This window comes from Streptomyces sp. NPDC001904 (assembly GCF_040297005.1).
Classification (GTDB): domain Bacteria; phylum Actinomycetota; class Actinomycetes; order Streptomycetales; family Streptomycetaceae; genus Streptomyces.
This window is the reverse complement of the sequence record NZ_JBEOYI010000004.1, coordinates 1-22,675: the sequence shown is the minus strand read 5'-3', so window position 1 is coordinate 22,675 and position 22,675 is coordinate 1. Positions and strand designations below refer to the sequence as shown.

18 protein-coding genes and 1 rRNA gene are annotated in these 22,675 nt (G+C 72.6%); 4 read left to right on the top strand and 15 right to left on the bottom strand.

Features of this window, described 5'->3' with window-relative positions; all coding sequences use genetic code 11:
• Nucleotides 1-31: 31 nt before the first annotated feature.
• The 3 genes from ABT127_RS07185 to pyrG form a co-directional block, all read right to left on the bottom strand.
• Nucleotides 32-2,149, bottom strand: coding sequence for a tetratricopeptide repeat protein (locus ABT127_RS07185; RefSeq protein ID WP_502971654.1), 2,118 nt, complete (start codon nucleotides 2,147-2,149; stop codon nucleotides 32-34).
• Between the two features lie 241 nt (nucleotides 2,150-2,390).
• Nucleotides 2,391-3,020: an NUDIX domain-containing protein gene (locus ABT127_RS07180; RefSeq protein WP_351445479.1), complete on the bottom strand. Its 630-nt coding sequence runs from the start codon at nucleotides 3,018-3,020 to the stop codon at nucleotides 2,391-2,393.
• A 94-nt stretch (nucleotides 3,021-3,114) separates the two neighbouring features.
• Nucleotides 3,115-4,797, bottom strand: a complete 1,683-nt coding sequence (gene pyrG / locus ABT127_RS07175; RefSeq protein WP_351445477.1) for a CTP synthase — start codon at nucleotides 4,795-4,797, stop codon at nucleotides 3,115-3,117.
• 609 nt (nucleotides 4,798-5,406) lie between these two features.
• Between pyrG and ABT127_RS07170 the strand changes: the two genes are divergently transcribed.
• Both ABT127_RS07170 and ABT127_RS07165 read left to right on the top strand, forming a co-directional pair.
• Complete coding sequence (locus ABT127_RS07170) at nucleotides 5,407-7,209, top strand: glycoside hydrolase family 15 protein (RefSeq protein WP_351446226.1); 1,803 nt, start codon at nucleotides 5,407-5,409, stop codon at nucleotides 7,207-7,209.
• Between the two features lie 174 nt (nucleotides 7,210-7,383).
• Complete coding sequence (locus tag ABT127_RS07165; protein ID WP_351445475.1) at nucleotides 7,384-9,057, top strand: PucR family transcriptional regulator; 1,674 nt, start codon at nucleotides 7,384-7,386, stop codon at nucleotides 9,055-9,057.
• Nucleotides 9,058-9,066: 9 nt separating this feature from the next.
• On the opposite strand, the gene ABT127_RS07160 is transcribed toward ABT127_RS07165, so the two are convergent.
• The 5 genes from ABT127_RS07160 to ABT127_RS07135 all read right to left on the bottom strand — a co-directional run bounded on the left by ABT127_RS07160 (nucleotide 9,067) and on the right by ABT127_RS07135 (nucleotide 14,443).
• A complete protein-coding gene (locus ABT127_RS07160) occupies nucleotides 9,067-10,200 on the bottom strand; it encodes a glycosyltransferase family 4 protein (RefSeq protein ID WP_351445473.1) in 1,134 nt (377 codons plus the stop codon).
• 286 nt (nucleotides 10,201-10,486) lie between these two features.
• Nucleotides 10,487-12,220, bottom strand: coding sequence for a DNA repair protein RecN (gene recN / locus ABT127_RS07150; RefSeq protein ID WP_351446224.1), 1,734 nt, complete (start codon nucleotides 12,218-12,220; stop codon nucleotides 10,487-10,489).
• Between the two features lie 234 nt (nucleotides 12,221-12,454).
• On the bottom strand, nucleotides 12,455-13,360 hold the full coding sequence (locus tag ABT127_RS07145; protein WP_351445469.1) for an NAD kinase: 906 nt from the start codon (nucleotides 13,358-13,360) through the stop codon (nucleotides 12,455-12,457).
• Nucleotides 13,357-14,172: a TlyA family RNA methyltransferase gene (locus tag ABT127_RS07140; RefSeq protein WP_351445467.1), complete on the bottom strand. Its 816-nt coding sequence runs from the start codon at nucleotides 14,170-14,172 to the stop codon at nucleotides 13,357-13,359. Before ABT127_RS07140 ends, ABT127_RS07145 begins: the two co-directional genes overlap by 4 nt.
• 7 nt (nucleotides 14,173-14,179) lie before the next feature.
• Nucleotides 14,180-14,443 (bottom strand): hypothetical protein, encoded by a 264-nt coding sequence (locus tag ABT127_RS07135; RefSeq protein ID WP_351445466.1) that lies wholly within the window; start codon nucleotides 14,441-14,443, stop codon nucleotides 14,180-14,182.
• 42 nt (nucleotides 14,444-14,485) lie between these two features.
• Here ABT127_RS07135 and ABT127_RS07130 point away from each other — a divergent pair, with 42 nt between their 5' ends.
• Nucleotides 14,486-14,833, top strand: a complete 348-nt coding sequence (locus ABT127_RS07130; protein WP_351445464.1) for an SCP2 sterol-binding domain-containing protein — start codon at nucleotides 14,486-14,488, stop codon at nucleotides 14,831-14,833.
• On the opposite strand, the gene ABT127_RS07125 is transcribed toward ABT127_RS07130, so the two are convergent.
• The 4 genes from ABT127_RS07125 to ABT127_RS07110 all read right to left on the bottom strand — a co-directional run bounded on the left by ABT127_RS07125 (nucleotide 14,817) and on the right by ABT127_RS07110 (nucleotide 18,949).
• Nucleotides 14,817-15,698: an ABC transporter ATP-binding protein gene (locus ABT127_RS07125; protein ID WP_502971653.1), complete on the bottom strand. Its 882-nt coding sequence runs from the start codon at nucleotides 15,696-15,698 to the stop codon at nucleotides 14,817-14,819. The two genes, ABT127_RS07130 and ABT127_RS07125, sit on opposite strands and share 17 nt — an antisense overlap.
• A complete protein-coding gene (locus ABT127_RS07120) occupies nucleotides 15,695-16,732 on the bottom strand; it encodes a FecCD family ABC transporter permease (protein ID WP_351445460.1) in 1,038 nt (345 codons plus the stop codon). The genes ABT127_RS07125 and ABT127_RS07120 overlap by 4 nt, the downstream gene beginning before the upstream one ends.
• Nucleotides 16,729-17,775: a FecCD family ABC transporter permease gene (locus ABT127_RS07115; RefSeq protein WP_351445458.1), complete on the bottom strand. Its 1,047-nt coding sequence runs from the start codon at nucleotides 17,773-17,775 to the stop codon at nucleotides 16,729-16,731. The genes ABT127_RS07120 and ABT127_RS07115 overlap by 4 nt, the downstream gene beginning before the upstream one ends.
• Before the next feature lie 112 nt (nucleotides 17,776-17,887).
• Nucleotides 17,888-18,949: an HAD-IIA family hydrolase gene (locus ABT127_RS07110; RefSeq protein WP_351445456.1), complete on the bottom strand. Its 1,062-nt coding sequence runs from the start codon at nucleotides 18,947-18,949 to the stop codon at nucleotides 17,888-17,890.
• A gap of 71 nt (nucleotides 18,950-19,020) precedes the next feature.
• Here ABT127_RS07110 and ABT127_RS07105 point away from each other — a divergent pair, with 71 nt between their 5' ends.
• Nucleotides 19,021-20,325: a DUF1015 family protein gene (locus ABT127_RS07105; protein ID WP_351445454.1), complete on the top strand. Its 1,305-nt coding sequence runs from the start codon at nucleotides 19,021-19,023 to the stop codon at nucleotides 20,323-20,325.
• 51 nt (nucleotides 20,326-20,376) lie between these two features.
• Here ABT127_RS07105 and ABT127_RS07100 read toward each other — a convergent pair whose 3' ends face one another.
• The 3 genes from ABT127_RS07100 to rrf form a co-directional block, all read right to left on the bottom strand.
• Nucleotides 20,377-21,129: a hypothetical protein gene (locus ABT127_RS07100; protein WP_351446222.1), complete on the bottom strand. Its 753-nt coding sequence runs from the start codon at nucleotides 21,127-21,129 to the stop codon at nucleotides 20,377-20,379.
• The gene (locus ABT127_RS07095) at nucleotides 21,021-22,103 is read right to left on the bottom strand and encodes a hypothetical protein (protein WP_351446260.1); all 1,083 of its coding nucleotides are present in this window, start codon (nucleotides 22,101-22,103) and stop codon (nucleotides 21,021-21,023) included. Before ABT127_RS07095 ends, ABT127_RS07100 begins: the two co-directional genes overlap by 109 nt.
• Nucleotides 22,104-22,352: 249 nt before the next feature.
• Nucleotides 22,353-22,469, bottom strand: a 5S ribosomal RNA gene (gene rrf, locus ABT127_RS07090).
• Nucleotides 22,470-22,675 lie beyond the last annotated feature (206 nt).

Genomic DNA, 22,675 nt, shown 5'->3' with positions numbered 1-22,675 from the left:
AGGTTTTCTTGCTGTCTAGCCTTTCGATGCATCAATCTTCAGCAGATGCACTACGGATTTCGTAGGCGTTAGCGGCTTGTTCCGAAGGGTTTGCTTCCGGAGCGCCCCGCTTGCCTTCGGCGTCCCCGGCGGGCGCCGGCACGAGTTCCTCTCCCAGCATGCGCTCGGCGGCACTGCGGTGCAGCTTGGCCGCGGCGGGGTCGCCGAGCCGTTCGAGAGTGTCCGCGAGCCGCAGCTGGAGCGCCGCCTGGAGCCGTACGTCCTTGGCCTGCCGGGCCCACTCGACGGCTTCCTGGCACGTGTGGAGCGACTCCTCGGGCCGCCCGGCGTACTCCTGCACGCGCGCCAGTTCGCTCAGCGCCCGGGCCTGGGCCGGGACGTCGCCCTCCTTGCGATACCCGGCGACGGCCGACCGCCAGCCGCGCAGCGCGTCGCCGTAGCGCCCGGCGTACGTGTGCACCGCCGCGATCCGGCCGTGCAGCCGCGCGGCGTCCGACCGCTCGCCCCGGGTGAGCCGCTGGGAGAGGGCACGGCCGTACCAGTCGGCCGCCCGCTGCCAGTCCCCCAGCTCCTGGTACGCGCCGCCAACGGATTCCATCGCGCGGCCGGTGGCGTAGGGGTCGCCGGCCGCCCGTCCGGCGTCCAGCGCGGCCCGGTAGCGGGCCAGGGCCTCCTGGGTGCGGCCGGTGTGCGCGTCGAGGTCGGCGAGGTTGAGCAGGGCCGCGGCCTTCTCGCGCGGCAGGTCGCGCCGCTCGGCGACGTCGAGGACGAGCCGGTGGATGCCGTACAGCTCGGCGGCGGCGTCCTCGGGCCCGCGGTGCGCGACCAGCGCCCGCGTCAGGGCCGCCATCAGCCGCCGCGCCAGGGTGTCCAGCTCGCCGTCCGCCACGGCGAGCCGGGCCGCCGCGAGCAGCGTGGGCTGCCGCACCCGCAGCCATTCGGCGGCCGCCTCGGCGTCGGCGAACCGCAGCGCGCTGGGCAGCCCCGCGAGCTTCTTGCGGGGCGGGGAGCCGTCGGGCTCGGTGATCGCGCGGCAGGACGTGAGCAGTCGCACCGTGCGCTCCAGCATGCGGGCGCGGGCCAGCTGCACCTCGCCGGGGCGGTCCAGCGTCTCGGTGAGCCCGCGCAGCAGCGGCAGCAGACAGCCGGGCACCTCGTACTGCGGCAGCTCGGAGGCGACGCCCCGGACGAGCCCGAGCGTCACGAAGTCGTCGAGCGTGGTGCGCGCGGCGGACACGGAGCAGCCGGCGAGCGCGGAGGCGGTGTGCGGGTCGACGTACCCCTCGGGCGCGAGGGACAGGTATCGCAGTATCCGGGCGGCGGGCCCCGGCAGGGACGCGTAGGCGTGCCGGAACACGCGGGCGAGGGCCGGTCCGTCGCCCTCCAGCGCGTGCAGCTGCTTGGCCAGGTCGGCGACGGACTCCTTGGGACGCACGGCGAGCCAGCCGCCGGCGATCTCCAGGGCCGCGGGTTCCGATCCGCACACCTCGACCAGGGACTCGGCGGAGCGCGGGTCGCAGGTGATCCGGACGGAGCCGGTGTGCCGGGTGAGCAGTTCGACGGCGGACTTGGTGTCGAGGCCGCCGATCGTGCAGGGCCGTACGTCCGGGATGCCGGTGAGGGGCCCTTCGGCGACGGCCACCACCAGGCAGTCGGGGGTCTCGGGCAGCAGGTCGTCCACCTGCTCGGCGCTGCTCGCGTCGTCGAGCAGCAGGACGACCCGGCGCACGGACAGCCCCTCGCGCAGCCGCTCCGTCAGATCGTCGGCGGATTCGCCGGGCGGCGCGGGCAGGTCGAGTGCGTCCAGCAGTTCGCGGGCGACGCGCTCGGTCGGCACCGGGGTGCCGTCCGGCGCGGTCAGCCGGGTCCGGACCGCGCCGTCCGGGTAGCGGTCGGCGATCTGCCGGAGCAGCTCCTCGGCGAGTGCGGTGCGGCCGGTGCCGGGGCGGCCCGCGATCAGCAGGACCCGGGCCCTGGGTGCCTTGCGGCCCGAGAGGGTGTCCAGGCCCGCGCGCTCGATGTCGGCGCGCAGCTCCTTCAACTCGCGCCCGCGCCCGAGGAACTGATGAGCCGTCATGTCCAGGCCCCGGCGGGTGCGGCGCCGCTTTCGGGCTCGCCCCGAGGGCTCCTCGACCGCCTGATTCGTCACGGGCCACGCTCCGTCTCACGCCAGCCCCTCCGGGGGTCGGCAGGGGCGAGGCCGAGCCTAGTTCAGGGGGTGCCGCCGCCCCGGGCGTGCATCGCGGACGGGTCCCCCGATCGGATCAGCGGATGGTCTGACCGGGGGCATCGGGGAGGCTGCGCGCAGCGCATGCCTCAGGGGCGCGGGGAACTGCGCGGCCGGCCACGACGGTGGCGCACCCGCAAACCGGCCGAACCGGCGACGGTGCCTAGGCGTCGAACGGCCGGGCCGGCCACTCGGCATCGGCGGGCCGCAGCGCGTCCACCCCGTCCCCGGCGAGCGCCGCACTCAGCGACAGCACCCCCACCACGAGGCAGTTGTTGTGCAGCTCACCGCGGAGCACCCCCCGCACCAGCTCCCCCACCGGCACCCGGGCGAACTCCATGTCCGCCTCTTCGTCCTCGACCTCGAACCGCGCCCCGTCCGCCTCGGACAACCCGCGAGCGAGAAAGATCCGCACGGCCTCCGAGCACCCGCCCGGCGTCGTGTACACATCGGCCAGCACCCGCCAGTCCTCGGCCTTGACGTGCGCCTCCTCGTACAGCTCCCGCTGCGCCGCGTGCAGCGGGTTCTCGCCGGGGACGTCGAGCAGCCCGGCCGGGATCTCCCAGAGCTTCATGCCGACGGGGTGCCGGTACTGCTTCAGGAGCAGCACCCGGTCCTGGTCGTCGAGGGCGAGCACGGCCACCGAACCGGGGTGGACCTGGTAGTCGCGCCGCGCCACCGACCCGTCCGGCATGACGACCTCGTCCGTGCGCACCGAGGTCTTGTTCCCGACGAAGGGGGTCTCGGTCGCCCGGACCTCCCACTCCTCGGCGGTGTCCTTGATCGTCGTCATGCCGGAACGTCCTCCCACGAGCGCAAAAGAAACCGGGGCACGTGCCGCATTTGACACGCACCCCGGTAACCGTACATCGCTGGTACGACAGGCCTTACTTGGCCTTCTTGGCCCCCGCGGCGGCCTTCACCTTGCGCTCCACGGCGGCCTTGACCAGACCGGCGAAGAGCGGGTGCGGACGCGTCGGGCGCGAGCGCAGCTCCGGGTGGGCCTGGGTGGCGACCAGGTAGGGGTGGACGTCGCGCGGGTACTCGACGTACTCGACGAGCTTGCCGTCCGGGGAGACGCCGGAGAACTGCAGCCCGGCCTTCTTCTCCAGCTCGGCGCGGTACGCGTTGTTCACCTCGTAGCGGTGCCGGTGGCGCTCCTCGACGTACTCCTTGCCGTCGTACACCTCGCGCACGATGGAGCCCTCGGCGAGCTTGGCCGGGTACATGCCGAGCCGCATGGTGCCGCCCATGTCGCCCTCACCGGCGACGATGTCGAGCTGCTCGGCCATGGTGGAGATGACCGGGTGGGCGGTGGCGGCGTCGAACTCGGTGGAGTTGGCGTCCGGGATGTCGGCCAGGTTCCGCGCGGCCTCGATCACCGTGCACTGCAGGCCGAGGCAGAGGCCGAGCAGCGGGATCTTGTTCTCGCGGGCGAACTGGATCGCGCCCACCTTGCCGCTGACACCACGGTCGCCGAAGCCGCCGGGGATGCAGATCGCGTCGACGTCGCCGAGCTGCTTCTTGGCGCCGGCCGGCGTCTTGCAGTCGTCGGAGGTGACCCACTTGATCTTGACGCGGGCCTTGTTGGCGAAGCCGCCGGCGCGCAGCGCCTCGGTCACCGACAGGTAGGCGTCGGGCAGGTCGATGTACTTGCCGACCAGGGCCATGACGATCTCGTGGTCGGGGTTGTGGACGCGGTCGAGCAGGTCGTCCCAGGTCGTCCAGTCCACGTCGCGGAACGGCAGGTCCAGCTTGCGGACCACGTACGCGTCGAGGCCCTCGGTGTGCACGACCTTCGGGATGTCGTAGATCGAGCGAGCGTCGGGGCAGGCCACGACGGCGTCCTCGTCCACGTCGCACATCAGCGAGATCTTGCGCTTGATGGCGGTGGGGACCTCACGGTCGCAGCGCAGCACGATGGCGTCCGGCTGGATGCCGATGTTGCGCAGGGCGGCCACCGAGTGCTGGGTGGGCTTGGTCTTCAGCTCGCCGGAGGGGCCGATGTAGGGCAGCAGCGAGATGTGCACGACGAAGACGTTGTCGCGGCCGACCTCGTGGCGGACCTGGCGGACGGTCTCCAGGAACGGCAGCGACTCGATGTCGCCGACCGTGCCGCCGACCTCGGTGATCACGACGTCGACACCCCCGTCCGAGGACGTCGCCATGCGGCGGATGCGGTGCTTGATCTCGTTCGTGATGTGCGGGATGACCTGGACCGTGTCGCCCAGGTACTCGCCGCGCCGCTCCTTGGCGATGACCTGCGAGTACACCTGGCCGGTTGTGACGTTGGCCGAGCCGTCGAGGTCGACGTCGAGGAAACGCTCGTAGTGGCCGATGTCCAGGTCGGTCTCGGCGCCGTCGTTGGTGACGAACACCTCACCGTGCTGGAACGGGTTCATCGTGCCCGGGTCGACGTTCAGGTACGGGTCGAGCTTCTGCATGACGACGCGGAGGCCCCGTGCCTTGAGCAGCATCCCGAGGCTGGAGGCGGTGAGGCCCTTGCCGAGGGAGGAGGCGACACCCCCGGTGACGAAGATGTGCTTGGTCGTCGTGGATTTGGGCGTCATGGCCAAGAGGGGGCTCCCGTGGTCGCGGTCTGGGGTGCGGGCCGGCGTGCTCTCCCGATGGTGGGAAGTCCTCCGGGGGAGGCGCCGTCGCTGCGGTTCGGGGGTTCTAGGACCACCGGCTCACGGGCTACCAGGGTATCAGCGCATCGGGGAGGCTGCTTCCGGCCACGCTCCGCACACGCGTCACCACAAAGGCGGCACCGGTATACCGCCGTCCCGGCAGTCTCACCCGTGACTCACCCGTTCGGCTCAGGCGCGTTGCCGTGAGCGGCACGCGGATCACTTGAGCGCGTCGTATCCTGCTCGGACACTCGGCTGGCGAGTCACTCAGGAAAACGGCACCACAACGGCAACACCCCCGCCCGTTCCCGCCCGTTCACCGGAAACACGAAGTCCGATCGCATCCGATCGCCGGTGCCTCCACCGGAACAACCGGCTCGTCAGTTCGTTTGACAACCACGTATCAGGTCGACGTATCAAGACCATTCGTTGACCGTTTGTTTGACGTGGTTGACGATCGTTAGTTGACCGTGAAGACCGCAGAGCGCATGCCCCTCGCAGCACTTTCGCCTCGCAGGGGTGTACGTGGCCGTTCGACTGGAGATGCACGTGGCCGGGCGCATCGAGGATTACGCACTCATCGGGGACATGCAGACCGCAGCACTGGTCTGCCGGGACGGCACAGTCGACTGGCTGTGCCTGCCCCGCTTCGACTCGCATGCCATTTTCGCCGGGCTGCTCGGCACCGAGGATCATGGTTTCTGGCGGCTCGGCCCGGCCCACGCGGCCGACGCCGAACCGCCGGCGGCGACCCGGCGCACGTACCGGGGCGACTCGCTGATCCTCGAGTCGGAGTGGGAGACACCGCGCGGCACGGTCCGCGTCACCGACTTCATGCCGCCGCGCGACGGCGCGCCGCAGCTGACCCGGATCGTGGAGGGCGTCAGCGGCCGGGTGCCGATGCGTTCGACCCTGCGCATGCGGTTCTCCTACGGCCGGATCACGCCCTGGGTGCACAAGGTGGACGGCCGTACGGTCGCGGTGGCCGGGCCCGACTCCGTGTGGCTGGATTCCGACGCCGAGACGTACGGCAAGGACCTCACGACGTACGCGGACTTCACGGTGGCCCCGGGCGACCGGATCGCCTTCACCATCCAGTGGCAGCCCTCCCACCGGGAACAGCCGCCGCTGCCGGATCCCGAGGGGTCGCTGGTGGCGACGGAGCAGTTCTGGCGGGAGTGGGTGGAGCACTGTACGTACCACGGGCCCTACCGGGAGGCCGTGGTCCGCTCCCTCATCACGCTGAAGGCCCTGACCTACGCGCCGACCGGCGGCATCGTCGCCGCGCCCACGACCTCGCTGCCGGAGGAGATCGGCGGCGTACGGAACTGGGACTACCGGTACACCTGGCTGCGGGACGCGGCCATCACGCTGTCGTCGCTGCTGCGCACCGGGTACCGGGAGGAGGCACGGGCGTGGCGCGAGTGGCTGCTGCGGGCCGTGGCCGGCGACCCGGAGAACCTGCAGATCATGTACGGCATCGCGGGCGAGCGGGAGCTCGGCGAGGCGGAGCTGGACTGGCTGCCCGGCTACGAGAACTCGGCCCCGGTCCGCGTCGGGAACGGGGCGGCGCACCAGCTCCAGCTCGACGTCTACGGCGAGGTGACGGAGGCCCTGCACCTCGCGCACATGACGGGCCTGGCCCGCAACGACTACGCGTCGCTGCTCCAGCTCAAGCTCATCCAGTACCTGGAGAACCACTGGGACGAGCCGGACGAGGGCATCTGGGAGGTGCGTGGTCCGCGCCGGCACTTCGTGCACTCGAAGGTCATGGCGTGGGTGGCGGTCGACCGCACCATCAAGCTGATCGAGTCCGGTGACGCCGACGGCCCGCTGGAGAAGTGGCGCGAGCTGCGCGACGACATCCACCGGGACGTGTGCGAGAAGGGGTACGACAAGGAGCGGAACACCTTCACGCAGTCGTACGGCAGCAGGGAGCTGGACGCCTCGCTGCTGCTGATCCCCCAGATGGGCTTCCTGCCGCCCGACGACAAGCGCGTCATCGGCACCATCGAGGCGATCCAGCGGGAGCTGTCGACGACGGACGGGTTCATCCTCCGGTACCCCACCGACGGCGACAACGCGGGCGTCGACGGCCTGCCCGGCGACGAGGGCGCCTTCCTCGCCTGCTCGTTCTGGATGGCGGACGACCTCGCGATGATCGGCCGGGTCGACGAGGCCCGCCGCCTCTTCGAGAAGCTGCTGGCCCTCCGCAACGACCTGGGCCTGCTGGCCGAGGAGTGGGACCCGCGGCTGCAACGCCAGGTCGGCAACTTCCCGCAGGCCTTCAGCCACGTCCCCCTGATCGACACGGCCCTGCGGCTGACCGCTTCGGGGGCGTACGGGGGCTGATCGGAACCGCCCTCCGTCCCCGGCGGAGGGCGGCCGTGACGTACGCCACACCGGTGACGCGGGCGGGCAATGCCGTTCGCCGTGTGACGAGTTGCCCTGCGCCCGGGGCCGGTGATCTTCTCCGTGACCGGGCGGATATGTTCCAGGATCGTCCGCGCCGGTACCGTCCGCATCATGGACAGCACCTCCCCCGAGTACGCGCCGTACTCCCCTCCCGCCTCACCCGCAGGGATCACCGTGCAGCGGGCCCTGGAGCTGCCCGGGCTGCGCAGTGGGCTGCCCGAGGTGGTGGCGGGCGGGGACCGGCTGCAGCGGACGGTGCGGTGGGTGCACGCGGGTGAGGTGCCGAACATCGCGTCGCTGCTCAAGGGCGGCGAACTGCTGCTGACCACGGGGTTCGGGCTCGGTACGCGCCCGGCCGAGCAGCGGGCCTTCGTGCGCAAGCTGGCCGAGCGGGGCATCGCCGCGCTGGTGATCGAGCTGGGGCAGCGGTTCGCCCGGCTGCCCGCGGCACTGGTGGAGACGGCGCGGGCGGCGGGCCTCCCGCTGGTGCAGCTGCACCGCGAGGTCCCCTTCGTGACCGTCACCGAGGAGATCCACACCGAGATCGTCAACGGCCACTACGCGCTGCTGCAGCGCGCGGAGGAGGTCCACCGGCGCTGCACGAACGCCCTGCTCGGCGGGGGCGGGGTGCCGCAGGTCCTGCGGATCCTGGCCGAGTTCAGCGGCAACCCGGTGTTCCTGGAGACCGCCGACGGACAGCTGCTGTACGCGGCCGGCGCCGACGGCGACATCACCGATCCGCTCCAGGTGTGGGAGGGCATGCGCGGCACGCACCAGGACGAGCCGCCGAGCGGGGCGCTCCTCGTCGACGTGCCGGGCGGCGGTCCCGGTACGGGGTCGGTGCGGGCCCGGCTCGTCCTGCTCCCGGTGTCGTCGGCGCCGGCGCCCGTGCACCGGATCGCCGCGGAGCGGGCCGCCGGGTCGCTGGCCGTCGTGCTGATGCAGGCGCGGCAGGAGGAGGAGCTGGCGGCGCGCGGGCGCGGTGACTTCCTCACCGATCTCGCGGAGGGCCGGATCACGCCGGAGGACGCCCCGGCGCAGGCCCGTGTGCTCGGCTTCCGGCCGACCGGGCAGGGACCGCTGCTGCCGGTGGTGATGCGGCTGCCGGGAACGCCGGACAGTGCGATGAGCCTGTCGCCGGGCGGCGGCTGGGCGGTGCTCGCGCGGGCCGTGTCGGAGGAGCTGGCGTCGGTCGGCGTGCCCGTGCTGCTCGGCGTACGGCCCGTCGAGGGGCGGGTGCCGCTGCTGCTGGGGCTGCGTTCGGAGTCGGAGCGCACGGCGGTCGCCGACCGGGTGGCGGCGGCGCTGCGGGCGGGCGTGGAGCGGGCCGGGATGCAGCGGGCTGGCGCCCGGCCGCCGGTGGTCGTGGTCGGCGGGGCGGGCGGCTGGGCCGCGGCGGCCGCGGGGCTGCGGCACGCGGCGGAGACGGCGACGGCCGCGCAGGGCCTCACCGACCGCCCGTGGTTCGACGCCCGGCGCCTGGACATCGACCTGCTGCTGTGGCGGCTCCGGGAGCATCCGGACCTGGCGGCGTTCGTGGAGCGGGCGATCGGCCCGCTCCAGGAGCACGACAAGCGCTCGAAGCCGCCCCTGCTCCCCACCCTCCAGACCTACCTGGCCCACGCGGGCCGCAAGGCGGAGACGGCCCGCGAACTGCACCTGAACCGCCAGACGCTGTACAACCGTCTGGCGCGCATAGGGGAGTTGCTCGGCACGGACCTGGACGACCCGCAGACGGTACTGGCCCTGAGCCTGGCGCTGCGGGCCCGGCGGCACGTGGGATAGCCGGCGCTGTCAGAAGGTGCCGGTCAACTCGTCGTACACGCTCAGCACTTGGGTGACCGTCGCGTCCTCGGTCGGCCAGGAGGCGGCCTGCGCGGTGCCCGCGTCGCGGAGCAGGGCGCAGCGCTCGGGGTCCGTGAGCAGTCGTTCGATCGCGCGGGCCAGGGCGGGCGCGTCGCCGTAGGGCACCAATTCGGCCGCGTCCCCGACGAGTTCGGGGATGCCGCCGACGTCGGTGGCGACGAGCGGCACACGGGCGTGCAGAGCCTCCTGGGCGAGCAGTGAGCGGGATTCCCAGCTGCTGGGCAGGACGGCGATGTCGGCGGCGTGCAGCAGTTCGGCGACGTCGTCCCGGCGGCCGACGAGGCGCACCGGCAGGCCCTCGGCCTCGATCCGGCGCTGGAGGGCGCCGCGCTGCGGCCCCTCCCCCGCGATGACGAGGAGCGGCGCCGGGTCCAGATCGAGCCAGGCGTGGGCGGCGTCGAGCAGCACCTCGTAGCCGCGGTGCCGTTCCAGGGTGCCGACCGACATCAGCAACGGGCGTCCCACCGAGCCCAGTTCGGCCCGCGTCTTGTGCCGGGCGCGCTCGGCGTCGTCCTCGTGGGACGGCTCGGGGCGGCGCGGCGGCGGGAAGGAGACGGCGGCGAGACGGGCGTCCCGGGCGCCGCGCCTGCGGGCCCGGTCGACCAGGTCGGACGAGGTACCGAGGACGACGGACGCGGCCCTGGCGACGCGCCGCTCCAGCATCCGCAGCAGATGGGCCCGGGCCCCTTCGGCGTAGGACCGGGTGTGCCAGGTGACGACGAGCGGGATCCGGCGGCCGCTGAGCGCGAGGGAGGCGCGCAGCGCGGCGTGCAGCCCGTGGGCGTGCACCAGGTCGGCGTCGGCGCAGGCCACGCGGAGCGCGGCGACGGACGCCGGGTCGCTGCTGCGCGGTACCGGAAGATGGTGGGCGCCGACGTCACTGAACCCGTACGCGCGCTCGGCCTCGGACGGCGCGCAGACCGTGACCCGCACGCCGCGGGCGACCAACCCGGCCGTCAGGGACCGGACATGGGCACTGCTGCCCGCACTGCCGCCGCCCAGCACTTGCACGGTGCGCAGCGGCGTCTGTCCGTGCGGTGCGTGGCTGCTCACGTGGCTCACGTGACCGGGCTCCTGGTCGATAGGTGCGGTGGGTGCAGGTCCGGGATGCTTGCGCCTGCGGTGCCAAGGATGCCAGCCCGTACGGGCGTTCCGGCACCGCTCACGGTCTCGCACCGCACGAGTCCGGGCAACACGGCACACCGGACCACTCACATGGGTGACTTGACACCCTCCATGTTGCCCTCTCCCCCGGGGGCGCGCGAAGTGCGCCCCTCAGGGGCGCGGGGAACTGCGCGCCCAGCCACGACGAAGCCCGAGGCCGCCCACCCGCACCCCGGCGGAGCACTCACGCATCGGCCCTGGCGGCCGCCAGCAGCTCCTCCGCGTGCGCCCGCGCAGTCTCGGAGTCCTCCTGCCCGGCGAGCATCCGCGACAACTCCCGTACGCGGTCCTCCCCTTCGAGCACGGTGACGCCGGAACGGGTGACCGATCCGTCGTTCGTCTTTTCGACGAGCAGCTGCCGGTCGGCGAACGCCGCGACCTGCGGCAGGTGCGTGACGACCACGACCTGCGCCGATTTGGCCAGCTTGGCGAGGCGCCGACCGATCTCGACGGCCGCCTTGCCACCGACCCCGGCGTCGACCTCGTCGAAGAGGTAGGTGGGCACCGGGTCGGTCCCGGCGAAGACGACCTCGACCGCGAGCATCACGCGGGAGAGTTCACCGCCGGAGGCGCCCTTGGCGATGGGCCGCGGCGGGGCCCCGGGGTGCGGGGCGAGCAGCAGCTCCACCTCGTCGGCACCGCTCGGCCCGCACGCCACGGTCCGTCCGTCGACCTCCACCCCGTCACCGGCGTCGGTCTCGGTCTGCCGGATGTCGAAGGAGATCCGGGCGTGCGGCATGGCCAGCGAGGCCAGCTCCTCGGTGACGGCGGCGGCGAACCGTGCGGCCGCCTCCACCCGGGCATGGGTCAACTCCTGGGCGAGGATTCCGAGTTCGCCGCGCAGCGCGTCGCGCTCCGCCGTCAGTTCGTCGATCCGCTCGTCGTCGCCGTCGAGTTCGAGCAGGCGCGCGGAGCTCTGCTCGGCCCAGGTCAGTACGGCCTCGGTGCCGCCGCCGTCCGCGCCGTACTTCCGCGTGAGCGCGGTCAGCGCGGCGCGGCGCTCCTCGACGGCCGCGAGCCGCAGCGGGTCGGCGTCCAAGTCGTCCGCGTATCCGGCGAGTTCGGCGGCGACGTCGGTGAGCAGGATCTGCACCTCGCCGATCCGCTCGGCGAGCGTACCGAGGGCGGAGTCGTGCGCACGGACGGCTTCCAGCGCCCGGTGGGCGCCGCCGACCAGGGTCTGGGCGTCCACGCCCTCCGGGTCCTCGGGATTTCCGGCGAGCGCGCCGTGCGCGGCCGCGGCGGCGGACGCCAGCGCTTCGGCGTGGCCGAGCCGCGACGCCTCCTCGGCCAGCTCGACGTCCTCACCGGCGCGGGGCTCGACGGCGGCGATCTCGTCGAGCCCGAACCGCAGCAGATCGGCCTCCTGCGCCCGCTCCCGGGCGCGCGTGGTGATCTCCTCGAGCTCGGCGCCGACGGCCCGCAGCCGCTTGTACACGCCCGTGTACTTGGCGAGCGGCTTCACGACGGCGTCCCCGGCGTACCGGTCGAGCGCCTGCCGCTGCCGCCCCTGCTTGAGCAGCCCCTGCTGGTCGGTCTGGCCGTGCACGGCGACGAGGTCGTCGGCGAGTTCGGCGAGTACGCCGACGGGCACCGAGCGGCCGCCCAGGTGGGCCCGCGAGCGCCCCTCGGCGGAAACGGTACGGCTGACGAGCAGCACACCGTCCTCCAGCTCGGCCCCGGCCTCCTCGGCCCGTGCGGCCGCGCCGGAACCGGCCGGCACCCTGACGCTCCCCTCGACCACCGCGTGCTTCGCGCCGATCCGTACGAGCGCGGGGTCGGCCCGCCCGCCCAGCAACAGCCCGAGGCTCGTGACGACCATGGTCTTGCCCGCGCCGGTCTCACCGGTCACCGCCGTGAAACCGGGTGACAGCTCGACCACCGCGTCGTCGATGACTCCGAGCGACCGTATCCGCATCTCCTCCAACACGGACACGACCTTACGAGGTCGGGGGCCGTCCGTGCGACGGGCCCCGGCCCCCGGGGCCGAACCAGCAGGTGGTGCGAGGCCCCTGTCACCCGTGCGTGTGCCCCGGGACGGGCCGCTTCCGGCAGGGCCGCTCCCTGGCCGCGCACGGGCCCGTCCGGGCCCCGCAGCCCCCATTGGCGCGGACGGGCCCTGAGGGCCCGTCCGGCGGCCTTGGCGGGGAATCTAGTGCGGCGCCCCGCGCCACCCCGCCACCGGCAGGGCGAACTTGGCCACGAGCCGGTCCGTGAACACGGCGTGGTGCAGCCGGGCGAGCCGCACCGGCACGGCCCCGCGCCGCACCTCCACCCGAGCGCCCGCGGGCAGCTCGACGGTCCGCCGTCCGTCGCACCACAGCACCCCGTGCGGGGTGTGCGGCTGCACCTCGACGGCCAGGACCGAGTTCGGCGAGGTGACCAGCGGCTTGGCGAACAGCGCGTGGGCGCTGATCGGCACCATGAGGAGCGCCTCGACCTCGGGCCACACCACGGGCCCGCCCGCCGAGAAGGCGTAGGCGGTCGATCCGGTCGGGGTGGCGCACACGATGCCGTCGCAGCCGAATCCGGTCACCGGCCGGCCGTCGATCTCCAGGACGACTTCCAGCATCCGCTCGGGCTCGGTCTTCTGCACGGCCGCCTCGTTGAGCGCCCAGTCCTGGTGCACGACATCGCCGTTGCGGTGCACGACGACGTCGATCGTCATGCGCTCCTCGACCTCGTACTCCTTGGTGACGACCCGGTCGACGACCTTGTCCAGGTCGTCGCGCTCGGCCTCCGCCAGGAAGCCCACGCGGCCCAGGTTCACCCCGAGCATCGGCACTCCGGAGGCGCGGGCGAACTCGGCGCCGCGCAGCAGCGTCCCGTCCCCGCCGAGCACGATGAGCAGTTCGCACCCGTCCAGGCAGGCCGGGGTCGCCTCCTTCACCAGCTGCACGGAGTCCGGCAGCGGCAGGTCCGATGCCTCGGACTCCAGGACCCGCACCCCGAGGCCGCTGCGCAGCAGGCCCTCGACGACGCGTTCGGCACTGCGGATGGCCGCGGGCCGTCCGGTGTGCGCGAGCAGGAAAACAGTACGAGCTCGGGTCTCGGTCAACGCGGCCCCTCCGCCACTGCACGGTCGACATCGGCCGGGTCCAGTTCGGGCGCACCGGCACGCAGCCACAGAAAGTACTCGACGTTCCCGGACGGACCGGGCAGCGGGCTCGCGGTCACGCCCCGCACGCCGAGGCCGAGCCGATACGCCTGCGCGGCGACCCCGCGCACGGCCTCGGCCCGCAGCTCGGGGCTGCGCACGACACCGCCGCTGCCCAGCCGCTCCTTGCCCACCTCGAACTGCGGCTTCACCATCAGCACCAGGTCGGCGTCGGGTGCCGCGCACCGCACCAGGGCGGGCAGCACCAGGCCGAGCGGGATGAAGGACAGGTCTCCCACCACCACGTCCACGGGCACCTCGTCGATCGCCTCCAGCGTCAGTTCGCGCACGTTCGTACGGTCCTTGACGGTGACGCGTTCATCGCTCTGCAGCGACCAGGCGAGCTGCCCGTACCCGACGTCGACGGCGACGACGTGCGCGACGCCGGAGCGCAGCAGCACGTCGGTGAAGCCGCCGGTGGAGGCCCCGGCGTCCAGGGCCCGCCGGCCCTCCACCACGAGCCCCTGCGGCAGGAACGCCGCCAGGGCGCCCGCCAGCTTGTGCCCGCCGCGCGAGACGTACTCGGGGTCGCTGTCGTCCTGCTGCACGACGATGGCCGCGGCCGTCTCCACCTGGGTCGCGGGCTTGGTCGCGACGGTCTTGCCGACGCTGACCCGCCCCGCGGCGATCAGCTGACTGGCGTGCTCGCGCGAGCGGGCCAGTTTGCGGCGGACGAGTTCGGCGTCGAGGCGGCGACGTGTCACACCTGCCACGGTCGGTTCAGCTCCTGTTGTCGTACGAGGGTGAAGGCTGGGGCCGTGCGTCCAGTGCCGTCAGCGCTGATCGCAAGCCCTGATGTACATCCTCGTACACCTCGACGTGTCCGTCCGCCGCGAGGTGGTCCACATCGCCGAGCCGCTCCAGCTGCGCGTCGACCTCGGCGTTGCCGGTGACGGTGCGCTCGATGCCGAGGGGGGCGGGTGCCGCGGGGTCGTACGACGGTTCCGCGGGAACCGGGGCCTCGGCGGCGGGTGTCTCGCTCATGCCCAGACGCTACCTCGTGGCGCCGGTGTACCGTCGATCACGATGGCGACGATTGAGGAGTGCCGGGAGGCACTGGGCAGGCTCGCGGACACCATGGCCGGCGCGGACGGCGACGTACGCGCCGCGGTCGCCCTGGACCGTTCGCTGAGCTGCCACATCAGAGATCTGGACACGACGTTCGCCGGCCGTCTCGAGGACGGCCGGATCACGGTGGTCGGCACCCGCCCCGGTCCTCCGGCCGAGAAGGCGCAGATCCGGCTGGCGATGACGGGCGACGATCTCGTGGCGATGGTGGACGGGCGGCTGAACTTCGCGAAGGCGTGGGCCGCCGGCCGCGTGAAGCTGGAGGCGTCCTTCCGCGACCTGCTGCGCCTCAGGACGCTGCTTTAGCGACCTCCACGGGGGCGGCGGCCTGCGCGGCCCGCTTGCCGCGGGCCTGCCGCGCCGCGGGGACCACCAGCGGCGTGCCGGTCTCCGGGTCGTCGATGACCTGGCACTTCATCCCGAAGAGCCGTTCGACGAGGTCGGCGGTGACGATGTCCTTGGGCGCGCCCTCGGCGATCACCTCGCCGTCACGCAGCGCGATCAGGTGCGTCGCGTACCGGGCGGCGTGGTTGAGGTCGTGCAGCACGGCGACGAGGGTGCGGCCCTGCTCCTCGTGGAGGTCGGCGCAGAGGTCCAGGACGTCGATCTGGTGCTGGATGTCGAGGTAGGTGGTCGGCTCGTCGAGCAGCAGCAGCGGGGTCTGCTGGGCGAGCGCCATGGCGATCCACACGCGCTGGCGCTGACCGCCGGAGAGCTCGTCCACGTACCGGTCGGCGAGTTCGGCGACGCCGGTGGACTCCATCGACTCGTGGACGACCTTCTCGTCCTCGGGCGACCACTGGCGCAGCAGCCCCTGGTGCGGGTAGCGGCCGCGGGCGACGAGGTCGGCGACGGTGATGCCGTCGGGCGCGACGGAGGACTGCGGGAGCAGACCGAGCGTCTTGGCGACCTTCTTCGCGGGCATCGACTGGATGACGCTGCCGTCGAGCAGGACCCGGCCGGTGCTGGGCTTGAGCATGCGCGACAGGGCGCGCAGGAGCGTGGATTTGCCGCAGGCGTTCGGGCCGACGATCACCGTGAAGGACTGGTCGGGGATCTCGACGGACAGCTTCTCGGCGATGACGCGCTGGTCGTATCCGAGGGTCACGTCGTCGGCTATCAGCCTGTTCACGGCGGTGCTCCTTTGGTTCGTACGAATACCGGGGCTCAAATCCGCCCCGCCTTGCGCTCGGTGACGAGCAGCCACAGCAGATAGGCACCGCCGACGACACCCGTGACGACGCCCACGGGCAGCTGGTCGGCACCGAACGCGCGCTGCGACGCCAGGTCGGCGACGATCAGCAGGGTGGCGCCGAGGGCGGTGGCGGCCAGCAGGTTCGGCCCGGGCGACCTGGTCAGGCGGCGGGCGATCTGCGGGGCGGTGAGCGCCACGAAGGTCACCGGCCCCGCGGCGGCGGTGGCGGCCGCGGTCAGCACCACGGAGGCGGCGAGCAGCAGCAGCCGGGTCCGCTCGACGGGCACGCCGAGCGCGCCGGCGGCGTCGTCGCCCATCTCCAGCATCCGCAGCGGCCGCCCGTACCAGGCGACGAGCGGCGCGATGACGACGAACATGATCAGCAGCGGCCACACCTGGGTCCAGTCGCGTCCGTTGAGCGATCCGGTCATCCAGACGGTGGCGCGGGCGGCGTCGACGAAGTCGGCCTTGGTGAGGAGATAGCCGTTGACGGCGGTCACGAAGGCGGAGACGCCGATGCCGACGAGCACGAGCCGGTAGCCGTGCACGCCCCGCTTCCAGGCGAGTACGTAGATGGCGACGCCGGTGACGAGACCGCCGACGAGCGCGCCGAGGGCGACCTGGGCCGCGCTGCCGCCGAAGATCACGATCATCACGAGGGCACCGGCGGTGGCGCCCTGGCCGAGCCCGAGCACGTCCGGGCTGCCCAGCGGGTTGCGGGAGATGGACTGGAACAGCGCGCCGGAGAGTCCGAGCGCGCCGCCCACGAGCAGCCCGACGAGGACCCGCGGCAGCCGCAGGTCGTTGATGATGAACTCCTGGCCGGCGTTCCCGTGCCCGGCCAGGGTGCGCAGCACGTCCATCGCGGGGATCGGGAAGTCGCCGGTGCCGATGAGCACGACGCTCGCGGCCAGCACGGCGACGAGGAGGACGGCCACGACGACGACGGTGCGCGGGTCGAGCCGTACGGAGAGTCCGCCCGGGGTGCGGACCGCCTTGGTGGACTTCACAGCTGGGCCATCCTCCGGCGTCGTACGAGAACGATGAAGACGGGTGCGCCGATGACGGCGGTGACGATGCCGACCTGGAGTTCGGAGGGCCGGGCCACGATCCGGCCGAGCACGTCGGCGCCGAGCAGCAGCACCGGTGACAGGACCGCCGAGTACGGCAGCAGCCAGCGCTGGTCGGGTCCGGTGAAGGAGCGCACCATGTGCGGCACCATCAGGCCGACGAATGCGATGGGACCGCAGGCCGCGGTGGCCGCGCCGCACAGCAGGGTGGCGGAGAGCATGCCGAGGGCGCGGGTCCGTCCGAGGTGCGCGCCGAGCGCCCGCGCGGTGTCGTCGCCCATCGCCATGGCGTTCAGCGGCCGCGCCAGACCGAGCGCGAGCAGCGAGCCGACCGCGATGAACGGCCACACCTGCTGGATCGTGTGCATGCTGGCGGTGGCCAGCGAGCCGACCTGCCAGAACCGCATCCGGTTCAGCGCGACGTCGTCGGTGATCATCACGGCGTAGACGTAGCCGGAGAGCGCGGCGGCGACGGCGGTACCGGCGAGCGCGAGGCGTACGGGCGTCGCGCTCCTGGTCCCCCCGAGCACGTACACCAGCACGCCCACGGCGGCCGCGCCCGCGAACGCGAACCACACGTAGCCGCTCAGCGAGGTCACGCCGAAGAAGCTGATGGCGGTGACGACGGCGGCCGACGCCCCCATGTTGATGCCGAGGATGCCGGGGTCGGCCAGCGGGTTGCGGGTGAGCGCCTGGAGCACGGCGCCGGAGAGCCCCAGCGCGAGCCCGGCGAGCAGCCCGAGCACGGTGCGCGAGACCCGCTCCCCGACGACCACGTCCGCGTAGGTGTTGGTGTCGTGGAACAGGCCGTGCCACACCTGGTCCAACGTGAGCGACTTGGCGCCCACGGCGATGCTCGCCACCGCGACGGCGACCAGCAGGAGGACCGACGCGAACAGCACGACGGTACGGATCGTCGTACGACGGCCGGGGGGCGCGGGAGCGGTCTGCGCTCCGGCTTCTGGGGGACTCTCGACCAACACGAGGTTAGGTTAGCCTATCCTCCCGCTACCCAGGGGTGCGGGGATCGTCGTGACCAGCCTGGGGGCCAGGCCCCCAGGCCCTGTCCCCCACGCCTGACCCGTCAGCGCGTTCCTAAAGCCCCGCCTCCGCCAACCGCTTCAACACCTTCACAGAGTCCAGCTCACAGACTCCGTCCCCGGCGGCCCCCCAGGCGGCTCCGCACAGCGCCCGCAGCCCGTCGACCGGGTCCCCGTCCCCGCTCAGCTCGAGGTGCCCGTCCCCGGCCGAGGCGGTCCAGCCGCCGCAGCGCACTCCGCCGTCCGCCTCCTCGACGTCCGGCTGTCCGCGCAGCAGCCCGCGCAGATCGCGGTCGACGTACGTCGGCCGGTGCTCCGGCGGCGCGGCCAGCAGCTGCGCTCCGTCGGTCACTCCGGTGAGGACGAGCAGCGAGTCCACCCCGCCGTTGAACGCCCCCTCGATGTCCGTGTCGAGCCGGTCGCCGACGACGAGCGGCGTCCTGGCCCCGGTCCGCAGCACGGTCTCGCGGTGCATCGGCGGCAGCGGCTTGCCGGCGACCTGCGGATCGGCACCCGTCGCGATCCGGACGACCTCGACCGCCGCTCCGTTCCCCGGCGCGATGCCGCGGCCGCTCGGGATAGTGAGGTCGGTGTTGGACGCGAACCAGGGAACACCCCGCGCGATCGCGTAGCAGGCCTCGGCGAACCGGCTCCACGTCAGGTCGGGCCCGCCGTACCCCTGGGCCACGGCGGCGGGGTCGTCATCAGCGGATTCGACCGGCACGAGACCGCGCTCGCGCAGCGCGACCCGCAGCCCCTCACCGCCGATCACCAGCACCCGCGCCCCCTCGGGCACCTGCTCGCTGATCAGCCGGGCGACGGCCTGGGCGGAGGTGATCACGTCCTCGGCCCCGGTCGGGATCCCGAGCTCGCTCAGGTGCTCGGCGACGGCGTCCGGCGTCCGCAGCGCGTTGTTCGTCACGTACGCGAGGCCCATTCCGCCGTCCCGCGCGGTGGCCAGCGCGTCCACGGCGTGGTCGATGGCGCGGCCACCCGCGTAGACGACCCCGTCCAGATCGAGCAGGGCGGTGTCATAGGCCTCGCTCAACGCCCGCGCACTGCCCTCGGGCCGCACTCGCGTGCCGCTGCCGGCCGCCCCGCGTTCACTCTGGCTCATTACGTATCGCTCCTCGTTCGATCCCACTCCCCGATCATCCCTCACCGCACCGACACTCGTACGATGCTCGAATGAACACTGCAGGTCGCACGGCACAGACGGGAAACCACGGCCTGGACCTGATGCCGTTCAGGGGTGTGCGGTACGTCCCCGAGCGGGTCGGCAGCCTCGCCGCCGTGACCTCACCCCCGTACGACGTCGTCGTGCGCCCCGACGGGCTGCTCCATCTGGAGAGCGCGGACCCGTTCAACATCGTCCGGCTGATCCTGCCGCAGGCGACGGACCCGGGCGCCCGCAACGCCCAGGCGGCCGCCACCCTGCGGCACTGGCTCACCGAGGGCGTCCTCGCCCCCGACCCGGATCCCGCGCTGTACGTCTACGAACAGCGGGGCGGCGACATGCTCCAGCGCGGTGTCATCGGCGCCCTGCGCCTGTCCGAGGCGGCGGAGGGCGTCGTGCTGCCCCACGAGGGCGTCATGCCGCACGTCGTCGAGGACCGCGCGGGCGTCATGCGCGCCACGGAGGCGAACCTCGAGCCGCTCCTGCTGACCTACCGCGGCAACGGCGGCGCGACGGGCACCTCGGCCGTCATCGAGCGCACCGTGCGGCAGCCCCCGCTCCTGGCGACGACCACCGAGGACGGCTACGACCATCGTCTGTGGGCCGTCACCGACCCGGCGGAGCTCGCGCACATCCACACCGACCTGGGCTCCCACCAGGCTCTGATCGCCGACGGCCACCACCGCTGGGCCACCTATCTGCGCCTGCGTACGGAACACCCGGCGTCCGCGGCCTCTCCGTGGAACTACGGCCTGGTGCTCCTGGTCGACACGGCCAAGTACCCGCTGCGGGTCCGCGCCATCCACCGCCTCCTCAACCGGCTCCCGCTCGACGAGGCCCTGGCCAGGGCGGACGGCTCGTTCCGCGTACGGGAGGTCAAGGGCCCCGTTCCGCACGCCATGGAGGCACTGGCGCGGGCGTCGGCGGAGGGCAACGCCTTTCTGCTCGCCGGTGGTACCTCGGACACGTTCCATCTCCTGGACCGCCCCGATCCGGCCCTTCTCGCCCGCACGATCCGCGCGGACCGTCCGGAGGCCTGGCGCACGCTGGACGCGACGGTGCTGCACGCGACGCTCCTCGCCCACGTCTGGGGCATCCCGGAGGACTCGCCGGCCGACATCGCGTACATCCACGACACGGAGGCCACGGTCGACAAGGCGCGTCGTGACGGCGGTACGGCGGTGCTGATGCACCCGGTGCGCGAGGACGTCGTCCGCGAGCTGGCGCGGCAGGGCGTGACGATGCCCCGCAAGTCGACCTCGTTCGGCCCGAAGCCGGCGACGGGTCTGGTCCTGCGCACCCTCACCGACGACTGACGGGCGGGCCCCCGAAGGGACCCGCCCGTCACTCACCGCTCGAAGCAGTCCCTACTGGTCCTGCTCGTCACGCCGCTCTTCGTCGGCCTGCGCGGGCGCGGCACCGTCCTCGGCGGCCTCGTCCTCGTCGAAGGCGTCGACGAACTCGACCCCGTCCAGCTCGGCCAGCCGGTCCGACGCGTCCGTGCTGCCGTCCTTGTCGGACTCGACGGCCTTGGCGAACCACTCGCGCGCCTCGCCCTCACGGTCGGCGGCGAGCAGCGCGTCGGCGTACGCGTAGCGCAGTCGCGCCGTCCACGGCTGTACGGAGTTGGAGGCGAGCTCGGGGCTCTGCAGGGTGACGATGGCGGCGTCGAGCTGCCCCATGTCCCGCCGTGCCCCGGCCGCGACGAGCCGCATCTCGACCTGCCCGGCCTTGTCCAGCTTCGCCACCTCGGGCGCCCCGGCCATGTCGAGCGCCTTCTCCGGCCGACCGAGCCCTCGCTCGCAGTCGGCCATGACGGGCCACAGCTCGACGTTGCCGGTCATGCGCCGCGCGGCGCGGAACTCGGCGAGCGCCTCGCTGTACTTCTGGTTCGCGTACGCGGCGAAGCCCGCGGCCTCGCGCACGGCGGCGACCCTGGAGGCGAGGCGCAGCGCGATCCGCGAGTACGCGTAGGCGCCCTCGGGGTCCTCGTCGATCAGCCGCGCCACCATCACCAGGTTCTTGCCGACATCCTCGGCCAGCCCCTTGGGCAGCGACTGAAGCTCCTGCTGTACGCCCTTGTCGAGCTCGAACCCGGAGACGTCCTCGGGAATCGGCAGCCGCTTGATCGGCTCACGGTCCCGCTCGTCCCGCCCACGGAAGCCACCACCGCGCCGGTCGTCCCGCCGGTCATCACGACGGTCGTCCCGCCCACGGAGCCCACCGGGCCGCCCACCACGGTCGTCCCGCCGCGGCCCACGCGCACCACGGTCGTCATCCCGCCCACGGAAGCCGCCACCGCGGTTGTCGTCACGCCGGGCACCGTACGAGGGCCGGTCGTCACGGCGATCGTCGCGGCGGTCGTCGCGGCGGTCATCGCGGCGGAAGGGGGGACGGTCGCCGTCGCGCCGGGGCCCGCGGTCCCGGTCCCGGTCGCCGTACGAGGGGCGGTCGTCACGCCGGTCGCGGTAACCGCCGCCACCACGGTTGTCATCACGCCGGTCGCGGAACCCGCCACCACGGTTGTCGTCACGCCGAGCACCATACGAGGGCCGGTCATCACGGCGATCGTCACGGCGGTCATCGCGCCGGTCATCGCGGCGGTCATCGCGGCGGTCGTCGCGGCGGAAGGGGGGACGGTCGCCATCGCGCCGGGGCCCACGGTCCCGGTCACGGTCACCGTACGAGGGACGGTCATCCCGCCCACGGAAGCCGCCACCGCGGTTGTCGTCACGCCGGGCACCGTACGAGGGCCGGTCGTCACGACGGTCGTCGCGGCGGTCATCGCGGCGGTCGTCGCGGCGGAAGGGGGGACGGTCGCCATCACGACGAGGCCCACGGTCCCGGTCACGGTCACCGTACGAGGGACGGTCATCCCGCCCACGGAAGCCGCCACCGCGGTTGTCATCACGCCGGTCGCGGAACCCGCCACCACGGTTGTCGTCACGCCGAGCACCGTACGAGGGCCGGTCATCACGACGATCGTCACGGCGATCATCGCGCCTGTCGTCACGACGGTCGTCGCGGCGGAAGGGGGGACGGTCGCCATCACGACGAGGCCCACGGTCACGGTCACCGTACGAGGGACGGTCATCGCGGCGATCGCGACGCGGCCCGCCGGTGTTCCCGCGGTACCCGCCCCGATCACCACTGTCCCGGCGGCGCTGGTCGCGCTCGGGTCGCTCGTCGGGAGAGTTGGTGGGCATCGGTGGGCTCCTGTCTTCGGTACCGCAGTCATTCTCGCGCAGCCGGGGTGCCGGCGCGCTCCGAGAAAAGTTCTGGAAATAGAAAAGGACCCTTGGTCCCAGCATGTGTGCCGGGACCAAGGGTCCTCTCAATAATAGTTCGGCGGCGTCCTACTCTCCCACAGGGTCCCCCCTGCAGTACCATCGGCGCTGTAAGGCTTAGCTTCCGGGTTCGGAATGTAACCGGGCGTTTCCCTCACGCTATGACCACCGAAACCCTTTCAGACATCCCTCGCAAGGGACGTAAGAACAGGGCGGCGAACTAGCACACTCTTCAATTGATAAGTGAAACTGTTCAGCCAGCACAACTGTTCGTTGTCTGGGAACAACACAGTGGACGCGAGCAACTGAGGACAAGCCCTCGGCCTATTAGTACCGGTCACCTCCACACCTCACGGTGCTTCCAGATCCGGCCTATCAA

What these genes read in the sequence shown, in the direction of transcription:
- ABT127_RS07180 (WP_351445479.1), bottom strand. Translation starts at nt 3,020, where the DNA reads ATGACGACGATCAAGGACACCGCCGAGGAGTGGGAGGTCCGGGCGACC.
- ABT127_RS07095 (WP_351446260.1), bottom strand. Translation starts at nt 22,103, where the DNA reads ATGACCGTCCCTCGTACGGTGACCGTGACCGTGGGCCTCGTCGTGATG.
- ABT127_RS07105 (WP_351445454.1), top strand. Translation starts at nt 19,021, where the DNA reads ATGAACACTGCAGGTCGCACGGCACAGACGGGAAACCACGGCCTGGAC.
- ABT127_RS07135 (WP_351445466.1), bottom strand. Translation starts at nt 14,443, where the DNA reads ATGAGCGAGACACCCGCCGCCGAGGCCCCGGTTCCCGCGGAACCGTCG.
- ABT127_RS07130 (WP_351445464.1), top strand. Translation starts at nt 14,486, where the DNA reads ATGGCGACGATTGAGGAGTGCCGGGAGGCACTGGGCAGGCTCGCGGAC.
- ABT127_RS07165 (WP_351445475.1), top strand. Translation starts at nt 7,384, where the DNA reads ATGGACAGCACCTCCCCCGAGTACGCGCCGTACTCCCCTCCCGCCTCA.
- ABT127_RS07110 (WP_351445456.1), bottom strand. Translation starts at nt 18,949, where the DNA reads ATGAGCCAGAGTGAACGCGGGGCGGCCGGCAGCGGCACGCGAGTGCGG.
- pyrG (WP_351445477.1), bottom strand. Translation starts at nt 4,797, where the DNA reads ATGACGCCCAAATCCACGACGACCAAGCACATCTTCGTCACCGGGGGT.
- recN (WP_351446224.1), bottom strand. Translation starts at nt 12,220, where the DNA reads ATGCGGATACGGTCGCTCGGAGTCATCGACGACGCGGTGGTCGAGCTG.